This window comes from Promineifilum sp. (SeqCode) (assembly GCF_041918635.1).
In the GTDB taxonomy this organism is placed as follows: Bacteria; Chloroflexota; Anaerolineae; order Promineifilales; family Promineifilaceae; genus Promineifilum.
Genome location: NZ_JAYRVJ010000490.1, coordinates 1 through 19,571 on the forward strand (window position 1 = coordinate 1; position 19,571 = coordinate 19,571).

The 19,571-nt window shown below is 65.8% G+C and carries 19 protein-coding genes and 2 pseudogenes; 7 read left to right on the forward strand and 14 right to left on the reverse strand.

The window, feature by feature from the left end; genetic code table 11:
• A pseudogene (locus ACE3UY_RS14860) lies at positions 1 to 529 on the forward strand (hypothetical protein); the annotation flags it as partial.
• Here ACE3UY_RS14860 and ACE3UY_RS14865 read toward each other — a convergent pair.
• From ACE3UY_RS14865 to ACE3UY_RS14880, 4 genes are read right to left on the reverse strand one after another with little or no spacing between them, the layout of a single operon-like run.
• Positions 526 to 1,023, reverse strand: a complete 498-nt coding sequence (locus tag ACE3UY_RS14865) for a universal stress protein (RefSeq protein WP_374688285.1) — start codon at positions 1,021 to 1,023, stop codon at positions 526 to 528. The pseudogene ACE3UY_RS14860 and the gene ACE3UY_RS14865 overlap by 4 nt on opposite strands.
• A gap of 11 nt (positions 1,024 to 1,034) precedes the next feature.
• Entirely contained in the window at positions 1,035 to 1,469 is a 435-nt protein-coding gene (locus ACE3UY_RS14870; RefSeq protein WP_374688286.1) for a CBS domain-containing protein, read from the reverse strand.
• A complete protein-coding gene (locus ACE3UY_RS14875) occupies positions 1,459 to 1,968 on the reverse strand; it encodes a vitamin K epoxide reductase family protein (RefSeq protein WP_374688287.1) in 510 nt (169 codons plus the stop codon). The genes ACE3UY_RS14870 and ACE3UY_RS14875 overlap by 11 nt, the downstream gene beginning before the upstream one ends.
• Before the next feature lie 15 nt (positions 1,969 to 1,983).
• Positions 1,984 to 2,685: a DsbA family protein gene (locus tag ACE3UY_RS14880; RefSeq protein WP_374688288.1), complete on the reverse strand. Its 702-nt coding sequence runs from the start codon at positions 2,683 to 2,685 to the stop codon at positions 1,984 to 1,986.
• 238 nt (positions 2,686 to 2,923) lie between these two features.
• Here ACE3UY_RS14880 and ACE3UY_RS14885 point away from each other — a divergent pair, with 238 nt between their 5' ends.
• From ACE3UY_RS14885 to uvrC, 5 genes are all read left to right on the forward strand, one after another.
• Positions 2,924 to 3,355, forward strand: a complete 432-nt coding sequence (locus ACE3UY_RS14885; protein ID WP_374688289.1) for a CBS domain-containing protein — start codon at positions 2,924 to 2,926, stop codon at positions 3,353 to 3,355.
• 20 nt (positions 3,356 to 3,375) lie between these two features.
• Positions 3,376 to 4,302, forward strand: coding sequence for a universal stress protein (locus ACE3UY_RS14890; protein ID WP_374688290.1), 927 nt, complete (start codon positions 3,376 to 3,378; stop codon positions 4,300 to 4,302).
• Positions 4,303 to 6,783, forward strand: coding sequence for a Lon protease family protein (locus ACE3UY_RS14895; protein WP_374688291.1), 2,481 nt, complete (start codon positions 4,303 to 4,305; stop codon positions 6,781 to 6,783).
• The gene (locus ACE3UY_RS14900; protein ID WP_374688292.1) at positions 6,770 to 7,633 is read left to right on the forward strand and encodes a universal stress protein; all 864 of its coding nucleotides are present in this window, start codon (positions 6,770 to 6,772) and stop codon (positions 7,631 to 7,633) included. Before ACE3UY_RS14895 ends, ACE3UY_RS14900 begins: the two co-directional genes overlap by 14 nt.
• A 75-nt stretch (positions 7,634 to 7,708) precedes the next feature.
• On the forward strand, positions 7,709 to 9,586 hold the full coding sequence (uvrC, locus tag ACE3UY_RS14905) for an excinuclease ABC subunit UvrC (protein ID WP_374688293.1): 1,878 nt from the start codon (positions 7,709 to 7,711) through the stop codon (positions 9,584 to 9,586).
• 126 nt (positions 9,587 to 9,712) lie between these two features.
• Here uvrC and ACE3UY_RS14910 read toward each other — a convergent pair whose 3' ends face one another.
• The 6 genes from ACE3UY_RS14910 to aroF form a co-directional block, all read right to left on the reverse strand.
• Complete coding sequence (locus tag ACE3UY_RS14910; RefSeq protein ID WP_374688294.1) at positions 9,713 to 10,288, reverse strand: NUDIX domain-containing protein; 576 nt, start codon at positions 10,286 to 10,288, stop codon at positions 9,713 to 9,715.
• Positions 10,289 to 10,325: 37 nt separating this feature from the next.
• Positions 10,326 to 11,009 carry an N-(5'-phosphoribosyl)anthranilate isomerase gene (locus ACE3UY_RS14915; RefSeq protein ID WP_374688295.1) on the reverse strand — a complete coding sequence of 228 codons (684 nt, stop codon included), beginning with the start codon at positions 11,007 to 11,009 and terminating at the stop codon, positions 10,326 to 10,328.
• Positions 11,010 to 11,102: 93 nt separating this feature from the next.
• The gene (locus ACE3UY_RS14920; protein ID WP_374688296.1) at positions 11,103 to 12,011 is read right to left on the reverse strand and encodes a GNAT family N-acetyltransferase; all 909 of its coding nucleotides are present in this window, start codon (positions 12,009 to 12,011) and stop codon (positions 11,103 to 11,105) included.
• A gap of 24 nt (positions 12,012 to 12,035) precedes the next feature.
• Positions 12,036 to 12,659, reverse strand: a complete 624-nt coding sequence (locus ACE3UY_RS14925) for a YbhB/YbcL family Raf kinase inhibitor-like protein (RefSeq protein ID WP_374688297.1) — start codon at positions 12,657 to 12,659, stop codon at positions 12,036 to 12,038.
• Between the two features lie 81 nt (positions 12,660 to 12,740).
• Positions 12,741 to 13,607 (reverse strand): SDR family oxidoreductase, encoded by an 867-nt coding sequence (locus ACE3UY_RS14930; protein ID WP_374688298.1) that lies wholly within the window; start codon positions 13,605 to 13,607, stop codon positions 12,741 to 12,743.
• Between the two features lie 48 nt (positions 13,608 to 13,655).
• Positions 13,656 to 14,480, reverse strand: a complete 825-nt coding sequence (aroF, locus tag ACE3UY_RS14935; RefSeq protein ID WP_374688299.1) for a 3-deoxy-7-phosphoheptulonate synthase — start codon at positions 14,478 to 14,480, stop codon at positions 13,656 to 13,658.
• 148 nt (positions 14,481 to 14,628) lie between these two features.
• On the opposite strand from aroF, the gene ACE3UY_RS14940 reads away from it, so the two are divergent.
• Positions 14,629 to 15,564: a 1,4-dihydroxy-2-naphthoate polyprenyltransferase gene (locus ACE3UY_RS14940; RefSeq protein WP_374688300.1), complete on the forward strand. Its 936-nt coding sequence runs from the start codon at positions 14,629 to 14,631 to the stop codon at positions 15,562 to 15,564.
• Positions 15,565 to 15,633: 69 nt separating this feature from the next.
• On the opposite strand, the pseudogene menH reads toward ACE3UY_RS14940, so the two are convergent.
• The 4 genes and pseudogenes from menH to ACE3UY_RS14960 all read right to left on the reverse strand — a co-directional run.
• Positions 15,634 to 16,377 (reverse strand): annotated as a pseudogene (menH, locus tag ACE3UY_RS14945) (2-succinyl-6-hydroxy-2,4-cyclohexadiene-1-carboxylate synthase); the annotation flags it as partial.
• A complete protein-coding gene (gene menE / locus ACE3UY_RS14950) occupies positions 16,374 to 17,924 on the reverse strand; it encodes an o-succinylbenzoate--CoA ligase (RefSeq protein WP_374688301.1) in 1,551 nt (516 codons plus the stop codon). The gene menE and the pseudogene menH, both read right to left, overlap by 4 nt.
• A gap of 4 nt (positions 17,925 to 17,928) precedes the next feature.
• The gene (gene menB / locus ACE3UY_RS14955) at positions 17,929 to 18,759 is read right to left on the reverse strand and encodes a 1,4-dihydroxy-2-naphthoyl-CoA synthase (protein ID WP_374688302.1); all 831 of its coding nucleotides are present in this window, start codon (positions 18,757 to 18,759) and stop codon (positions 17,929 to 17,931) included.
• Between the two features lie 22 nt (positions 18,760 to 18,781).
• Positions 18,782 to 19,571, reverse strand: a 790-nt coding sequence (locus ACE3UY_RS14960; RefSeq protein ID WP_374688303.1) for a thiamine pyrophosphate-dependent enzyme, incomplete at its 5' end; no start/stop codon positions are given.

The window sequence follows — 19,571 nt, forward strand, 5'->3', positions numbered from 1 at the left end:
ATGTTGTGTGATCGTCGACTTGGCGCGTGTCCTTATTGGGCTGTGCCGGGCCGCGAGCGGGTTGCGAAAGGTGCTGACTATGTTGCAGACACCTATAGAGATGGGCAAATCAATGGGCGCGGACGGCGCGAAGAAGATCAGGATCCTCATTGTCGAGAAACACTCGGCCGTGCGCCGCGCCTTGCGCAAACGACTTGCCGCCACGCCCGACCTCGACGTGATCGCCGCCGTGCATGAGCCGGCCGCGGCGCTGCCCTACCTCCGCGCCGAAGCCTCTGGCGATTGCGCCAACGCCCCGGACGTGATCCTGCTGGGGTTGCAGAGCGGCTCCGACGAGGAACTGTTTGACACCCTGGACATCGTGCAGCAGATGGTGCGCTGCCCGGCGGCTGTCATCGTCCTGACTCCCTACGCCGACGAGGGCGAGCGGTTGCTCCTGCAACAGGCCGGCGTGCAGAGCTACCTGCTCAAATACATCGATTCCTATCGCCTGATCCAGGAGATAGAAGCCGTCGCCCACCAGAACTAGGACTGCTGGGCCGCGCCGGCGCTGCCGGGCGCAATGCCGGCCCGCTCCCCCTTGGGCCGCACGACCAGCACCGGCACCTCGGCCGATTGCAGCACCCGCGTCGCCACGCTGCCAAACAGAAACCGGCTCAGCCCGCCGCGCCCGTGGGTGCACATCACTACCGTATCCGCGCCGCACCCCCGCACCGCGCTGATGATCTCCGCCGCGATATCCTCCGATTCGACCACCTGGTAATGGGCCTTGAAGTTCTGCTGGCGCAGCGAGCCTTTGTGCAGCTGCAAATAATCGATAGCCTCTTTGTAGAGGCCGTCGCGCATCCGGATCATGAAGTCGGCCGACTCTGGCGACAGGGCGTTGTCGCCCGTTCGCGGCGGCGCGATGATGCGCAATAGGGTGATTTCGCTGTCGAATTGGGCGGCCAGCTCTAGCGCGTAGGGCAGCGCCGCCTCGGCAAAGCCGGAACCGTCGAGGGGAACCAGGATATGTCTGAACACAGGGCTTTCTCTCACTCGTAATGGGCGAACGGTTCAGTTGGTTCGTTCTGCGCGTGCATCCAGTCGCGCACGACCAGCCGGAAAATGTCGGATTCGGTGATGATGCCCACCAAACGATCCTGGGCGTCAACAACGGGCAGGCCGCCGATCATGTATTTGAGCATCAATTGAGCGGCCAGGCCGATGGTGTCGTCAGGCGAGATAGTCACCGGATTGGGAGTCATTATCTCCCGCACAGTCAGTCGGGAGAGCCGATAGCTAAGCTCCCAGATGTCGAGGCCGGACGCCGAAGCGGAGCGCGCCCCGCGCACGTCGCCGTGGGTCACGATGCCGACCAACTGCCCCTCTTCCACAACGGGCAAGCGCCGGATGGCGCGTTCGACCATCAGTTGACCCGCTTCCAGGACGCTCATATCGGGCGCGACGGACAGCACCTCACGCGACATCCAGTCTCTTACGAGTTCGAGCCTCATGTGTCCCCCCTTCGTCAGGCGCATCCTCGGCGCGGTTGGCATTGCGCAGGTACAGTACGGCCAGGATGAACATCAGCAGGATGATGGCCGCCGACACCAGGCAGTAACGACAGACGGCGTGGATGACGAAAATCTCCAGCGCCGTCAGACCGATTGTGAAGACCAGCGCCATCCCCGTCACGCCGACCAGCAACTCTGGCAGGTAGCGCCGCAGCGCCGGCAGCCAGTCCGGCAGCCACGTCAGCAGGAAGATGGTCGCGTAACCGACCAGCCCAATCAAGGCAACCGGGATAGGCCCGATGGCGGAGTAGGGCGCGTCGGGGCCGCTGACCAGACCGCAATCTTCCCAGCCATTGGCGGTGCAGGCAGCGACCAGCGCGCCGTTGTGGTAGAGCAGGAGGTAGAATGCTACGAGCAGGCCCGGCACGGCCAGCAGTTGGATGAGCCGGACCTGCCATTTATCGACGTTCACGTCACACTTGTCCCATTAATCGGACGCCAAGAGGTTATTGATGGTCTGCGCGAAGACCTCTAGCGGTTGCGCCCCGCCGAGTTCCTCGTCATTCAGGAAGAAGGTCGGCGTGCCGGACACCCCCACGTTGCGCGCCGCTTCCCGGTTGGCATTGACCAGGCTGAGATTGCGCCCATCATCCATGCAACTGTTGAACGCATCCATGTCCAGGCCGATGCTCTCCGCCGCCTGCTGGTAGCCGGCCGGCGACAGGCGCACATTGGTATCTTCGATACCGAACATGGCATTCGCGAACGTGAAGTACTGTTCCTCGTCCTGCTCCGCGGCGCACATCGCCGCGGCCGCGGCGGGAACGGTTACGGTGTTCAGCGCATAGGGCAGGGCGACCCAACGCATCGTACCCGGCTCGACGAAGTCCGCGTGCAGTTGCTCGGCCGTGTTGTTGTGGAAGTTGGTGCAGTGGGAGCAGCCGAAGTCCGATACTTCGACCATCGTGACTGGCGCACTCTCGTCGCCGGTGGCGGCGCAGTTATCCGGGTTCTGATCGCAATAGTCCGCCAGCGCGAGCACTGCCTCGGGTTGCGACTGCGACCCACGCAGCGCCAGATAGAGCAGCGCCCCGAAAGTCACGACACCCAGGGCGATTAGACCGCCGATGACGACCCAATTTGTCTCGCGGGTTTGTTTCTTGCGACGTTGCGGTGGTGTCTTGGCCATGAGTCTCCTTTCGTTAATGATGATTGCAGAGGTTTGGTGAGTGTATCGCTGCCCCTTCCAAGCGGCAACCCTTCTCATCCACCCTGAAGCGAGGCCCTTGGACGGCCCGGCGCAAATCCCGATGAATGTCATCCCACAAAGGTGACATTCGCCACAATACGGCGTTGCCCAAATCCTTTACACTAGTAGCAGTGGGAGCCCGGCAATCGGCCAGCGATTGCCATGCAAGGAGTTGACTATGCTGACTGTAAACGACCTCATGACCGTCATCCCCAACACTGTGACGCCACAGACGACATTGCGACGGGTCATCGAGTTGATGAAATCGCAGTCGTGCCGCCAGTTTCCTGTGCTGAACAATGGCCGATTGGTGGGCATCATCACCGATCGCGACGTTCGCCTTGTCATGAACTCGCCGCTGGTAATGCATGGGCGCTGGCAGGATGAGGAGATTCTCGACAAGATGACCGCTGAGAGTTGCATGACGCCCGACCCCATGACGGTTACGCCGGAGACGCCGGCCTATCAGGCTGCGAACATGCTCAGCATCTACAAGTTTGGCGCGCTGCCGGTGGTCGACAACGACACACTGGTGGGTATCATTACGGTGACTGACTTCCTGAATTACTTTGCCACGCAACAGCCGGAGATGATCGACCAACTGGATTAGCCCTCCGCGGAGGTTGGCTCATGACACCGTTTCACCACATCCTGGTTCCTCTAGATGGTTCCGAACTGGCGGAGAACGCTCTGGCCCCCGCGTGTCGCATGGCGGACGCGGCCGGTCGGCGCGCCGACCAGCCGGCGCGCCTCGTGCTGTTTCGCGCCGTGTCGCCCGCGGCGCTGGTGGCGGCCGATCCCATGCTCTACGACGAGATGGCGCGCATGGGCATTGACGAAGCGCAGGCTTATCTGAATCGTGTCGCCGCTTCCCTGCCGGCCAGTGGGGCCACGGTCGTCACGCGGGCTGTCCCTGGCTCTCCGGCCGACGCCATCGTCCAGTACGCTGAGGAGAACGGCGTCGACCTGATCGTCATGTCCAGCCACGGTCGCACCGGCAGCCGCCGCTGGGTCTATGGCAGTGTCGCTGAGAAAGTGTTGCATCACGCGCCCTGCGCCACGGCCATCATTCGCGCTCACGTGGCCGTCGCTATGTTCCAAAACCGGCGGATGCTCGTGACGCTGGACGGCTCGCCCCTGGCTGAACGGGCGCTGGAACCGGCCCTGGCCCTGGCTCGGGCGCTGGAGTCGGACGTGCAGCTCCTGCGCGTTGTGCCTGCCCGCGAGACGCTGCCGGAATCGATGACGCCCGGCGGCGAGCGCGCCGAGGCGGCCATGGACGCCATCGCCGCGCAGGAACGGGCCGACGCCGAGGCGTATTTGCAGCGCATCTACAGCGCGCATGACAACCGCCGTCTCTTTTTCGACGTACAAACGGCCGATGGCGATGTGGCCGATACCATTGTCTCTTATGCCGACGCCCACCACGTGGACTTGATCGTCATGTCCAGCCACGGCCGGTCGGGCATCGGCCGTTGGCTCCACGGCAGCGTGGCCGAAAAAGTATTGCGCGGCGCGAATTGCGCCACACTCATCCTTCGCAGCGCCCGAGACTAGATGGACTTACCGCAGCCCCTCACCACCGACCAACTCTACCGCGCCTTCGATCCCACCCATCTGCCGTTCCAGACGACAGCCGAACTGCATGACGGACTGGAGATCATTGGCCAGCAACGCGCCGTCGACGCCATCCGTTTTGGCATCGGCATGTCCCACCAGGGTTACAACCTCTTTGCCCTCGGCCCCAACGGCACGGGACGCCAGACAACCGTACACCGCTTCCTGCAACAGCGCGCCGCGACCGAACCTGTCCCCGACGACTGGTGCTACGTGTATAACTTCGACCAGCCCTACAAGCCGTGGGCATTGCGCCTGCCGCCCGGCCGGGCCATCGCCTTCCGCGACGACATGAAGCATCTGGTCGAGGAGTTGGCGTCCGTCCTGCCCGGCGCGTTCGCCGGCGAGGAGTACCAGTCACAGAAGCGCGCCCTGGAAGAGGAGTTGCGCGGCCTCCAGATGGAAGCGCTGGACAAGCTGCGCGAAGAGGCCAAAGCGCAAAACATCGCCCTCATCCAGACGCCCGGCGGCTTCGCCTTTGCGCCGCTCAAAGAGGGCGGCGAGGTCATTAGCCCCGACGAGTTCATGCGCCTGGAGCAGGAGGCGCAGAAACAGATCGAGACCGAGGTCACGCGCCTGCAAGAGTCGCTGCAGCACATCATGCAGCAGATGCCACAACTTCAGCGTGAGATGCAGAACCGCCTGCGCGAGTTGAACGAGCGGGTGGCCGGCTTCAGTATCACCCCACTGCTGGATGAGTTGCGCCAGAAGTACGCCGAGCTCGAAGCCGTCAGCCGCCATCTGGACGCCGTGCAGAAGGACATCATCGATAACTTCGAGGTCTTCTTGCAAGACGAAGAATCGACCGGTCGGCAACTGTTAGGCGCGGCGCTGGGCATCGCCTCGGCCGAACGCAAGGCGTCTCCCTCGCGCTACGAGGTCAACGTCGCCATCGACAACAGTCACGCCCAGGGCGCGCCCGTCGTCTTCCTCGATCAGCCGCGCTACCAGAACCTCGTCGGACGGGTCGAGCACGTGGCCCAGATGGGCGCGCTGGTCACCGACTTCACGCTCATCAAGCCCGGCGCGCTGCACGAGGCAAACGGCGGCTATCTCGTCATCGAGGCGTTAAAGTTGTTGATGGAGCCTTTCGCCTGGGATGGGCTGAAGCGCGCCCTGCGCCAGGGCGAGATCGTCATCGAGTCGCTCGGCCAGGTCTACAGTATGATCAGCACCGTCTCGCTAGAGCCGGAACCAATCCCGCTTCAGGTCAAGGTCGTGCTGATCGGCGAGCGGCTACTCTACTACCTGCTCAGCAATTCCGACCCCGAGTTCAACGAGCTTTTCAAGGTCTCGGCCGACTTTGAGGACGAGATGGAACGGAACGACGACAACGCGCTGGCCTACGCCCGCGTCATCGCCGAGGTGGGGCGCAAAGAGGGGCTGCGCCCGTTCGACCGCGCCGCTGTGGCCCGCGTCATCGAGTACGGCTCCCGCCTGGTCGAGGACGCCACCAAGTTGTCCACCCATATGCAGAGCGTCACTGACCTGTTGCGCGAGTCCGACTTCTGGGCCCGCCAGGCGGGGCGCGAGGTGGTGGAGAACGACGACGTGCGGCGGGCGCTCAACGAGCAGATCTACCGCGCCGGGCGCGTGCAGGAGCGGGTCCAGGAGTCGATCCAGCGCGACCGGGTGCTGATCGACACCGACGGCGCGGTGATCGGCCAGGTCAACGGGCTGTCCGTCTACCTGATGGGCAACCACAGCTTCGGCCGCCCCAGCCGCATCACGGCCAGCGTTCGGCTGGGCAACGGCGAAGTGATCGACATCGAGCGCCAGGTCGAGATGGCCGGCCCCATTCACTCCAAGGGCGTGCTCATTCTCTCCGGCTTCCTGGGCCAGCGCTACGCCGCCGAGCGGCCGCTCTCCCTGGCGGCCACGCTCGTCTTCGAGCAGTCCTACGGCGGTGTGGAGGGGGACAGCGCCTCGTCAGCCGAACTTTACGCCCTGCTCTCGGCGCTTGCCAACACACCCATCAAACAATCGCTGGCCGTCACCGGTTCGGTCAATCAGCGCGGCCAGATTCAGACCATCGGTGGCGTCAACGAGAAGATCGAGGGTTTCTTTGACGTGTGCCGGGCGCGCGGGCTGACCGGTGAGCAGGGCGTGATCATCCCCGCCGCCAACGTGGACAACCTCATGTTGCGCGACGACGTGGTGGAGGCTGCCCGCGCCGGCCACTTCCACATCTACCCCGTGCAGACGGTGGACGAGGGTATCGCCCTGCTAACCGGCATTCCGGCGGGCGAGCCGGACGCCGCCGGCAACTATCCCCCTGACACTATCAACGGTCGTGTCGTCGCCCGCCTGATCGCCCTGGCCGAGAAGCAGCGCGAAGCGGCCAGCCCGCCCAACGACAAGAACGACAAGAAGAAGAAAAAGAAGGGCAAAGCGGAGAAGACCGGTGATGGCGGAGCTTGAGACAACGGGCGATGAGGCGCGTTTAGGCTCCCCCATCCGGCGTATCCTGATCGCCCTCGACGCCTCCACCCACAGCCGCGAGGCGCTGAGCACGGCCATCGACCTGGCGGCGCGGCTCCACTCGGAGGTCAAAGGCCTCTTTGTGGAGGACATCGACCTGTTCCATCTGGCTGAACTGCCCTTCGCCCGCGAGGTTCGCTTCCCGGAAGCCACCGTGCGCCAGATGGGGCTCGAGGACATCCAGCGCCGATTGCGCGCCCGCGCGGCCGTCGTGCGGCGCGAGTTGGAGGAACTGGCCGAGCAGCACCACGTCGCCAGCACCTTTGGCGTCGTGCGCGGGCCGGTTGCCAGCGAACTGCTGGCCGCGGCGCTGGAGGCCGACGTGCTGGCCCTGGGTCGCCTGGGCCATTCGGTGGCCCGGCGCGCCCGACTGGGTTCCACGGCGCGCGCGGCCATCGAAAGGGCGGCGTCGGCCGTCCTCTTGGTCAAGCCGGGCGTGGAGGGTGGGCCGGTCGTCGTGCTCTATGACGGTTCGGACGCCGGGCGGCGCGCCCTGGAGGCCGCCGCCGACCTGACCGGCGATTCGGGCGACCTGCGGGTCTTGGTCTGGGGGCCGGATGAGGAGACCGCCTTCGACCGCCGCCAGTCGGCCGCCCGCTCGCTGGCGCGGGCCGGCGAACACGTCCAGTTCCAGCACCTCGCCGGCGATGACCTCCAGTTGATCGTGGAACTGGTCAATCGGCAGCATGGCAGCCTGTTGATCATCGGCCTGGCCGACAGCAATCTTCCCGCCGACATTGTGCAGACGCTTCTGGAAGACGCCGAACAGCACGTATTACTCGTCAGGTAAATCCGAATAGATGTGCTAAAATCATAATCGGCTACTCTGTCCTCGAACGAGGATGGGGAGGCCGGATGTTGCGTCATGAGTTTCACGCCAAGCGAACGAATCACTGAGTTGCTGGGCGCCTTGCCGACGAAACCCGGCGTTTACCTGCACAAGGACGCCGAGGGAACCGTCCTCTACGTTGGCAAGGCGATCAACCTGCGCAACCGCGTCCGCTCTTACTTCCACAGCAACGTAGACTCGATCAAGACGCTCCGTCTGCGCCGCCAGATCGCCGACATCGAGGTCATCACCACCGATTCGGAGTTGGAAGCGCTGCTGCTGGAGATGACGCTCATCAAGCAGTACCAGCCGCGCTACAACGTCCGGCTGAAGGATGACAAACGCTACCCCTACATCAAGGTGCATTGGGCCGACCCCTTCCCCAAAGTAACCGTCACCCGGCGCATGGTGCGCGACGGCTCGCGCTACTTCGGCCCCTACACCTCAGTGTGGGCCGTCCAGCAGACGCTCGACCTCTTGCGCAAGGTCTTCCCTTATCTGACCTGCGACCGTGTCATCACCGGCCAGGATGAGCGCGCCTGCCTGTACTACGACATTAAACTCTGCAACGCGCCCTGCATCGGCGCGGTCAACCAGGAGCAGTACCGGGCCACCATCCGGCAACTGATGGACTTCCTGGACGGTAAGTCGGACTACATCGTGCGCGACATCGAGCGCAAGATGGCCGCCGCGGCCGAAGACCTCCAGTTTGAAAAAGCCGCCGACTACCGCGACCAACTCAAGGCGGTCGAGCGCATTACCGCCCGGCAGAAGGTCATCGGCTCCGAAGACGTTGACCAGGACGTGATCGCTTTCGCCCGCGACAACGGCGAGGCGTGCGTCCAGGTCTTCTTCATCCGCTCCGGCAAGCTCATCGGCCGTGAGTACTTCATGCTCGACAACACCGAGGGAGAGAGCGACCCCGAAGTATTGCAGGAGTTCCTGACCCAGTTCTACGAGGACGCCGCCCACGTCCCCCGCGAGGTGCTGCTGCCCAACGAGATCGAGGAGTCGCGCATCATCGAGGAGTGGCTGCGGCGCAAGGGCCACACCAAGGTCAACATCCAGACGCCCAAGCGGGGCAAGAAGCGCGAGCTGGTCGAGATGGCGACCGAGAACGCGCGCGATACGCTGGCGACCCTGCGGCAGCAGTGGGCCGCCGACCGGTCGAAGCACGTCCTGGCCATCAGCGAGTTGCAGGACGCCCTGAAACTGCCCGCGCCGCCCAGCCGCATCGAGTGCTACGACATCAGCCACACCCAGGGACAGCAGACGGTCGGCTCGATGGTCGTCTTCGTCCAGGGCGCGCCACAGAAGAGCGACTACCGGCGCTTCAATGTGCAGACCGTGCTCAACGACGACTACGGCGCGATGCGCGAGGTGCTGACCCGCCGCTTCCAGCGCTACCGCGACACGCTGGCCGGCGAACTCCACGACCCCAGCCAGATCAAGGCGCGCTCCGACCGGCCGACGGCCTGGGCCATCCTGCCCGACCTGCTCATCATCGACGGCGGTAAGGGGCAGTTGGCCGTGGGCCAGGAGGTGCTGAGCGCTTTTGGACTGGAAGGGGAAGTCCCGCTGGCAGCGCTGGCTAAGCAGGAGGAAGAACTGTTTCAGCCCGGCCGGGCGCAATCCGTCTGGCTGCCGCGCCGATCCGAGGCGCTCTATCTGGTTCAGCGCGTCCGCGACGAGGCCCACCGCTTCGCCAACGAAGGCCACCGCAAGCGCCGCGCCAAGGTGGGCGTCGCCTCCATCCTGGATAGTGTGCCCGGCGTGGGGCCGAAGCGGCGTCAGGTCTTGCTGAAGCGCTTCGGTTCGCTGGAGGCGCTGCGCGAAGCATCGGTCGAGGAGATCAGCGCCGTCCCCGGCATCCCCGTCGAAGTGGCCGAGGCGATCAAGTCGCACCTGGAATAAGAGAAATCATCCGCAGATTTCGCAGATTTTGAAGAGGCTCACGCAAAGCGCGCGAAGAGCGCCAAGAACGCCAAAAGCAGAAAACTTTGCGTTCTTGGCGCTCCTCGCGTTCTTTGCGTGAGCCTCTTAATCTGCGCGATCTGTGAAATCTGTGGATTCTCTTCGTAACTGCTCGGCGCAGAGGAGAAGGGCCAGGGCGGAAGGGCCGTCGCTGATCTGGTGCGTGCGGGCCATCTCCAGCGCTTCGGCCACCGGCTTCAGGTGCACCTGCATCACCTCCGCCGGCTCGTGGTGGGCCGCGCCGAGGGTCACCCCCGTCGCCAGGAAGATGTGACCGACCTCGTTGCAGATGCCGTTGGCGAGATAGTAGCGCCCCACGTAGGTCAGCGTCTCTGCCTCGCCGCCCACCTCCTCGCGCAACTCCTCGCGCGCCGCCTCCTCCGGCGACTGGCCCGGCTTGACGCTGCCGGCCGGCACTTCCCAGCACCACTCGTCGATGGTGTAGCGGTACTGGTACACCATCGCCAGCCGCCCATCCGTCGTCACCGGTACGATCCACACCGCGTCCGACTTCTCGATGGTGTTGTAGATGCCCGGCCGGCCATCCGGCATGATAATCTCGTCCTGCCGCACCCGATACCACGGGCACGACCAGGCGATGCGACTGGACAACGTCTTGAAGGGACGCTCTGTTATTGACATAAAAATCGGTGTTATCTGCGCAATCTGTGGATTCTTCTTACGCCTTGGCGTTGGCGATGAAGGCCCGAACCAGGGCGTGATCCTTCCGTCCCGGCGCGGCCTCCACGCCGCTGGCCACGTCTACGGCAAACGGCCGCACCCGGCGCACCGCTTCGCCCACGTTGGCCGGTGTCAGCCCGCCGGCCAGCATCAGCCCGGGGATGCCGGCCGCCAGCGCCGCGCCGACCGCCCAATCCCCCGTCTCGCCCGAGCCGCCGTACAGCTGCCCGTGCGGTGTGTCCAGCAGCAGGCGCGGCGTGTTGGCCGGGTTGGCCGGCGCGGCATGGCGCTCCGCGTCGCGGCGGGCCTCATCCAGCGCGCGTGGGCGCAGCGCTTTATAGGCGCGGCCGAACAGCGGCGAGGCGGGATCGGCGACGAGCGACGGGGTCTCGTCACCGCTCAATTGCGCCAGGTCGAGCTGGCAGCGGTCGAGGATCGCCGCCGCGGCCTCCGCGCGCTCATTGACAAATACGCCCACCAGCAGCGGCCGGTTACTTCCCGCCAGCAGAGGGCCTGTCTCCGGATGGACGCGCAGTTCGACCGTCAGGCGCTCGGCGGCGTCGGGCGTGATGCCGCGCGGGCTGGGCGGGTAAAAGATGAAGCCCAGGTAGTCGGCCCCGGCCTTCAAGGCGACTATCGCGTCCTCCAGCGTGGTGATGCCGCAGATCTTAACCCTGACCACCAACCTCTCCTTTGGAAAGAATCCACAGATTACACAGATGAAGAGAAAAATCTGTGTAATTTGTGAAATCTGTGGATTCCATAATTCTTAGCCCTATCGCGCCGGGGTGAAGCGATATTCGTCGAAGTCGGCAATCGGCGCATAGCCCAGGCGCTCATAGATGTGATTGGCTGTGGCATTGCCCCGGTCGGTGAACAGCGTGCAGAACGACCAGCCGCTTTGCAGCAGCAGTTGGCTCAAATAGGCGACGCAGGCTGTGGCGTAGCCGTGTCGCCGCGCTTCGGGAGGCGTGTAGACCAGATTGACGGCCACACCCTGTACCGTCGGCCTGGCCCGCGCTGCCATCGCCGCCGGCCGCGCCCCGTAATCGACTGCCCACACGAACAAATCCCGGTTGCGCACCAACTGCTCGACGATGATCCGCGCCGAGTCTCGATCGCCCGCGTCGTCGGGCACGGCCTCCAACTGGAAGGATAGAACCCATTCGGCCAGCAACTCGCTGTCGTCGTCGGTCGCCGCGCGCAGTTGTCCGTCAGGCAGCCACGTCGGAAAGGTGACCTCCTCCAATTTGAACAGTCGTTGGCGCATACCCGTCGCGACGGTGCAGTTCGTCGCCGCGCGCCACTGTTCGGCAAAACGCCGCGTCAATTCGGCCGGGCCGAAAACCGAGGGCAGGCCGCGGTGCGTGGGCAACAACTGCTGCACCAGCGCGGCGATGGCCTCATCCGCCGCTGCTCCATCCCAGCCCAGCATGAACTTGCGCGGGCCGGAGGTGATGCCCGCCAGGAGCGGCCCGCGCTCGTCAGCGACCAGTAAGTAGGCGGCCGGAAGGCGGCGCAGGCCGGCCGCGGGATGGCCGCTCCGCATGCGGGTTGCCTGCCGCCGCTGCGCCCGCACCACGCCCAGCATCAGGCTGTTCAGCGCCTCGCGCTCCAGCAAGTACGGTTCGGCGGCGGCCAGGAACTCGGCCGCGCCGCCGTAGCGGGTGACGGTTAGACCCATAGCGGATGAGCCAGCGACTCTGGCCTACAGGGACGCCTTCGGGTAAATGGCGTACGTGCCCATCCAATCGGCCTGGGCCAGAATGTGGCCTTGCATGGCTAGCAAGGCATCAGCCCCATCGAACGCGCCGCTCAGCCCCAGCGTCTCCACGTCCAGCGCGTAGAGCGTGAAGTAGTAGCGGTGGACGCGCTCGTCGTTCCAGGGCGGGAAGGGGCCGTCGTAGCCGCCATAATCCCCCTCCAGATTGGCGTCGCCGGCGAACCAACTGGTGTAGCTGTTGATGCCGCGCACGCCGTAGGGCGTCTGGCCGACTTCCTTGCCGCGCGGCGTCACCCCCTCGCAGTCACAGCCGGCCGGCAGTTCGTTCACGTCGGCCGGGATGTCTACCAGCACCCAGTGGTAGAAATCGGCCCGCGGCAGGTCATGGGGCACAGTGCGGTCGGGCTGGTTGGCGTCGTCGCGCACCGAGGGGGCGTCGGCGTCGTGGCAGATCAGCGCGAATGACTTGGCGCCTTCGGGCGCGTCCGTCCATTGCAGGTGAGGACTCCGGTTGGGGCCGAACGCCGCCGCTTCCCCGCTGGGGACGCCCATAGCGAACTCGGCCGGGATGGGCTGACCATTCTCGAACGACAAAACAGTGAGTTTCATGCGTTTCCTCCGGGCTGTGGGCTTGGTGTCATTAGATGCAACGCACTTCAGAAAGTGAATCGCACCTCCATTTTGCCGCCATCAGGCCGGAATAGCAAGGTGCGGCGTCGCCTCGCCGGTCAGCGCCTCGCTGACGGCCCATAGCTGCGCAGCCGCCGCCCGGTCGTAACTTGCCGGCGACGATTGCACCGCCTGGCAATCGGTGAAGTACCGGCCGCTGATCCCCGCAACTTTCGGCGACGCGGCCAGATAGACCGAGGTCGCCGCGCCCTGTTCGACGGTACGGGCGAAGAGGGGTACGAGGCGCGTCATGAACAGCCCGACGACGCCCCGGTTGCCACGGCCGAAGTTGCTGGCGACAAAGCCGGGGTGGAGGGCGTTGACCGTTACGTCAGCCGCCCCGCGCCGCCGATCCAGTTCATAGGTGAAGAGCAGGTTGGCCAGCTTCGACCGCCCATAGACGCCAAAGCCGGAGTACCGGCGGCGACTTTGCAGATCGTCGAAGTCGAGCTTCGCGCCCCGGTGCGCGTCCGACGAGACGTTGATGACACGGGCCGGCGCGCCGGCTGCCAATAGGTCCCACAGGAGCACCGTCGGCAGAAAGTAGCCGAGGTGGTTGGTGGCGAAGGTCATTTCCAAGCCGTCCACCGTTTCTTCCCGCCGGGTCAGGTAGACCCCGGCGTTGTTCACCAGGACATTCAAGCGATCGTAGCGCGCCCGGAACGCTTCGACCATGGCGCGGATCGACGCCTGCGACGACAGGTCGCTGATCAACAGGTCAACTTGGCCGTTGCCACTGGCGGCAGCCACTTCCGCCCGCGCCGCCTCGCCGCGCTCCCGGTTGCGCGCCACCATCACGATGGTCGCCCCCAGGCGGGCCAACTCCAAGGCTGTCTGTTTGCCGATGCCGGCGTTGGCGCCGGTGATCATGACGATTTGCCCTTTCATCTTGCTGTGACTCCGTGGCGTCGCCATCCGCGACGCCTGGGATTGGTTTTAGCAAATTCCGCGGCCCAGCGCACGGGCCACGCGCTCTATCTCCGCGCGAAAGCGAGGTAGGGCGGCCAGCGGCAGAGCCTGGTCGCCGTCCGACAGCGCCTCAGCCGGGTTGGGGTGGAACTCGACCAGCAGCCCATCCGCTCCGGCCGCCACGGCCGACCGCGCCGCGGCCGTGACCAGATCGGCCCGGCCCGTGCCGTGGCTGGGATCGGCGATGATCGGGAAGGGTGTGGTCTGCTTAATCAGGGCAATGGCGTTTACGTCCAGCGTATTGCGTGTGGCCGTCTCGAAGGTGCGGATGCCGCGCTCGCACAGGATGATGCGCTCGTTGCCCCGGCTGGCGACGTGCTCGGCGGCCTTCAACCACTCGTCAATAGTTGACATAAAGCCGCGCTTCAGCAACACCGGCTTCTCCGTCTCCCCCGCGGCCCAAAGCAACGGGTAGTGCTGCATATTCCGGCTGCCGATCTGAATGACGTCGGCGAACTCGGCCACCAGCGGCAGCTGCTCCACGCCCAGCGCTTCGGTGACGATGAGCAGGTCGAACTCGTTGGCGACGGCCCGCAGAATCTCCAATCCCTCCCGGCCCAACCCCTGGAAGGCGTAGGGGGAGGTGCGCGGCTTGTACGCGCCGCCGCGCAGCACCCGGCCGCCCAGCCGGGCCACCTCGGCCGCCACGGCCCGCGTCTGTTCATACGTCTCCACTGAGCAGGGGCCGGCCATCATCACCACGTCGCGCCCGCCGACCGCCACGTCCGGCGCGAGGGCGACCGGCCGCGTGCCAGCCGTCTCTCCCACGACCCACTCGATACTATGAATCATTTCATGCTCCATCATCTCACTACTTATTCCCTATGCTCCCTGCTATAAACCTGCCCAGCCAATTGAAGCCCCGACTGATGAACTCTAATTTGTTTAGCCACTCTGAAAAACTGCCCAATCTGAGAAATCTGCGGATAATTCCCCTGCTATGTCTGTAACCGGCCTGTCACCCAACCGCTTCTCGATTTGGCTGAGCGCCGCCCGTCCGCGTACCCTACCGTTGGCCCTGGCCTGCATCATCCTGGGCACGGGCCTTGCCTGGGCCTACGGCTCTTTCCGCTGGACGGTGACTCTGTTCTGCGTCCTGACGGCTATCCTGCTGCAAATCCTCTCCAACCTCGCCAACGACTACGGCGATTCGCTCCACGGCGCGGATCACGTCGAGCGCAAAGGGCCGAAGCGCGCCGTGCAGAGCGGCCGGGTCACCCCGGCGGCCATGCGCCGCGCCATCGTCTTGATCGCCGCCCTGACCATCCTGTCCGGACTGCTGCTCCTGTGGTTCGCCTTCGGCCGCGACGCCTTCTCATCCACACTACTCTTCGTCCTGTTGGGCGGGGCGGCCATCGGCGCCGCCATCACCTACACGGCCGGTCGCCTGCCCTACGGCTACGCCGGCCTGGGCGACATCGCCGTGCTGATCTTCTTCGGCTGGGTCGGCGTCCTGGGCAGCTACTTCGTCCAGACCGGTCGCTTCGATCTCGCGCTCTTCCTGCCCGCCACAGCGTGCGGCCTGCTGGCCGTGGCTGTGCTCAACGTCAACAACATCCGTGACTTGGACTCCGACCGCGTGGCTGGCAAGTATTCCATCCCGGTGCGCCTCGGCTTGCGGCACGCCCGCGTCTACCACTGGCTGCTGTTGGGGCTGGCCTTGCTGTCGGCCACGGTCTACGTCTGGCTGAACTACACCTCGCCCTGGCAGTTCCTCTACCTGCTGGTCGCGCCGCTGCTCATCCGCAACGGGCTGGCTATCAGCCGCACGGATGACCTGCCCACGCTCAACCCGTGGCTCAAGCAGATGTCGCTGGCCGCGCTGGCTTTTGCCATCCTGTTCAGCCTGGGGTACGGGCTGGCGGCCGTCCTTTAGCGCGCCGCTCAGGAAGCGCCGGATCAACTCGACAAACGCGCCCGGCCGCTCCAGATGCACCGCATGCCCGGTGTCAGGCACTACAGCTAGCGTTGCGCCGGGAATGGCCGCGGCCATGCGCCGGTTGATGTCCCCAAACTTCTCGTCCAGCGCGCCGGCGATCAGCAGCGCCGGGCAGTCCAACCCGCCCAGCCGATCCCAGAGCGGCGGCTGCATGCCCGTGCCCATACCGCGCAGGCTGCGAGCCAGCCCGACGGCGTCGTTGCGCAGGCGTTGCGCGCGCAGGCCGGCCCGCGCCGCCGCCGGCAGCCGCGCCTGGCTGGCGAACAGCGGCAACCGCTCCCAGAACGACACGAACGCCGCGATCCCTTCGGCTTCCAACCGCGCCGCCAGCGCCTCATCCTGGGCCGCGCGACTCTGGCGTTCTTCCGCCGCGGCTAGACCGGGCGAGGCGCTTTCCAGAATGAGCGAGCGAACCAGCGCCGGGTAGGCGACGGCCATATAGAGCGCCAGCCGCCCGCCCATCGAGTAGCCCAGCCAGTGCGCCGGCGCTGCGCCCAACATGCCCAGCAGCGCCGCCAGATCGGCCGCCACTCGTTCCATGCGATAGCGCCCAACGTCCTCCGGCGCGTCGCTCCGGCCGTGGCCGGGCAGATCGACGGCGAGCACTTGGTAGCGGTCAGCCAACGCGCCCATCAGTTCGCGCCAGCTCTCGGCGCTGCCGGTGAAGCCGTGGAGCAGGATGAGTGGCTCGCCTCGCCCCGCCTGGACAATGTGATAGCGCAGGCCGTCGATCTCGTAGTGATCGCTCATGCCCGTTCCGCCTGTGCCGCCGACTGACCGGCCAGCAGTTGTTCGGCCACCGTCCGGCGCTGTATCTTGCCCGAACTCGTCTGCGGCAGATCATCGGCCAAAACCAGCAGGCGCGGCTGCTTGTAGCCGGCCAGCCGCTCGCGGGTAAAGGCGAGTAGCTCCTCCTCGGTGGCCTGGCCCGGCCGATGAAGCGTCACTACTGCGGCCACACGCTGACCCCACTCCGCGTCGGGCAGGCCGACAACGCAGGCCAGCGCCACCGCCGGATGTTCGCGCAACACTCGCTCCACCTCGGCCGGATAGACGTTCTCGCCGCCGCTGATGATCAGGTCGCCGCGCCGGTCGAGCACCCACAGGTCGCCATCGCCATCCAGATAGCCCAGGTCGCCGGTATGCAACCGGCCGCCACGCAGCGCCGCCGCCGTGGTCTCGGGGTCGCCATAATAGCCGGCCATCACCGTCGGCCCGGCAACGACCATCTCGCCCACCTCACCCGGCGGGAGCTCGCGATCGTCGTCGTCCACCACAGCTACGCGGGTGAACAGCAGCGGCCGGCCAACGCTACCCGGCTTGGCGGGCTTCTCCGATGGCAGCCGCGTCGCCACCTGCGACGCCGCCTCGGTCAGCCCGTAGCTGGTCGCCACGGGAATGCCCGCCCGCTGGGCCGCCTCGGCCAGGTCGGGCGGCAAGGCCGCGCCGCCCAACAACGCCAGCCGCAGCCGTGGCGCGTCCGCGGCGGTCAGCTTTTCGTGTAACAACCTTTGTAGCATCGTCGGCACCAGAGAGATTAGACTGATCGCCTCTGTCGCTAAACTGTGGCACACGGCTTCTACGTCAAAGCCGTTGTGCAATACAACGGTCGTCCCATAAAGGCAGGAGCGGAACAGGATCGCCAACCCACCGACGTGGTAGAGCGGCAGGCAGACCAGCCAGCGGTCGTCGGGCGACACGCCCAGGCGAAAGGCAGAACCCACGGCGCTCCAGAAGTGGTTGGCGAAGGTGACGATGGCTCCTTTCGCGTAGCCAGTCGTGCCCGATGTAAACACAATGGCCTGATGCGCGTCGAACGACAGGGCCGCCTCTGAACTGCCCGGCAGCGGCGGCTGGTCGCCCAGCCATGGCTCAAACGCTTTCGCTTTCTCCGGCGCGACGAGGAGAGGACGCGCCCGAACCGCTGCCCGCGCCCGCGCTTCCAGCGATGGCGTGCAGACGAGCAGGGCGCAATCGGCCCGCTCCAACTGCCAGGCCAGTTCGGCCGCCATCAGTCGTGTGTTGAGCGGAACGAGCACCGCCCCCAGCCGAACCAGGGCGAAGATATGGGCGACGGCGGCCAGCGAGTTCGGCATCAGGATGCCCACGTGGGTTCCGGCGACGACGCCCTCGGCCCGCAGCCGGCCGCACAGACGCGACACCAGCCCGTCGAGCTCGTTGAAGCGCCAGCCGCGCTCGTCGATCCGCAGGGCCGTCGCGTCGGGCGACGCCTCGGCCCGCGCCCGCAGCCAGTCGGTCGTGACCGGCCAGAAGCCCATCATTTGGTCGCTTTCCATTGGCTCAGGGCCGCCAGGGGTACTTCTGGAACTCCGGCTTGCGCCGCTCCAGAAAGGCTTCCTTGCCCTCTTTGCCTTCTTCCGTCATGTAGTAGAGCATCGTCGCGTCGCCGGCGAAGACCTGCAGGCCCGTTTGCCCGTCGAGCTCGGCGTTGAAGCCCGCCTTCAGGAAGCGGATGGCGATGGGACTCTTGGCCAGGATTTCCTGCGCCCAGGCGACGCCCTCGGCCTCCAGCTGGTCGATAGGCACGACTTTGTTAACGAGGCCCATCTCCAGCGCCTCGGCCGCGTTGTACTGGCGGCAGAGATACCAGATCTCGCGGGCCTTCTTCTGGCCGACGATGCTCGCCAGGTAGCTGGCCCCAAAGCCGCCGTCAAAGCTGCCGACCTTGGGGCCGGTCTGGCCGAAGATGGCGTTGTCGGCGGCGATGGTCAGGTCGCAGATGACGTGCAGCACGTGGCCGCCGCCGACGGCGTAGCCAGGGACGAGGGCGATGACCGGCTTGGGCATGGTGCGGATGATGCGCTGGAGTTCCAGCACGTTCAGCCGGGCCACGCCGTCGTCGCCGATGTAGCCGGCGTGGCCGCGCACGCGCTGGTCGCCGCCGGAGCAGAAGGCATACTTGCCATCCTGGGCGGGGCCGTTGCCGGTCAGCAGGATGACACCGACCTCCTGATCCATCCACACGTGGCGGAAGGCGTCGATCATCTCATCAATGGTCAGCGGCCGGAACGCGTTGCGCGACTCCGGCCGGTTAAAGGCGATGCGGGCCATGCCGTCCGCCTTGTGATAGGTGATGTCGCTGTATTCCTTGACGGTTTGCCAATCGGTCATGCTTCATTTACTCCTTTTATTGCTATTCGGCGCGTTCGACCGGCGCGGCAGCCGTTGACTGCAAAGAAGCGGCGACAGCCGCCGCCATAGCGCGCTGCCGCTCATAGTCGGCTGCGCCGTCGGTCATTACTTCGATCAGACAAGGCCCCGTCCGCTCGTCGCGCAGGGCCTCGGCCAGCGCCTCATCCAGCGCCGCGCCATCCTCCACCCGGTAATAGCGCAGGCCATACATGGCCGCGGCGTGCTCGAAGGTCAGCCCATGCGGCGTCAGGAAGAAGTCGGTGAAAGGCGGGTCGTGCCGGGCGATGGGTAGCCGGCGGAAGATGCCGCCGCCGTCGTTGTTGATGACGACAAAGGTCACGTCCTCCAGTCCGTGCTGGCGCACGGCCAGCAAGCCGTTCATGTCGTGGTAGAAGGTGATGTCGCCCAGCAGGGCCACCACGCGCCGGCCGGCCGCGGCCACTCCCAGCGCCGTCGAGACGTTGCCGTCGATGCCGCTGGCCCCGCGGTTGCCGAAGAACGTCAGCGGTCGTGGCGACGGCCGGTCAAAGGTATCCACGTGGCGCACCGGCAGGCTATTGCCGGCGAAGAGCGTGCTGTCGGCGGGCAGCGCAGCCAACAGCCGGCTGACGGCCGCGCCATCGGAAAAGCCGGCCCGCGGCCACTCGGCCTCCAGCGCTGCCCACGCGCCCGCCTCGGCGGCCACGAACGGCGCGACCCACTCCGGCCGCGCCCGGAAGCCGCGCCGCGCCAACGCGCCGGCCAGCGCCTCGCCGAAAGCGGCCGGGTCGGCCTGCAGGAAGGCCCCGGTC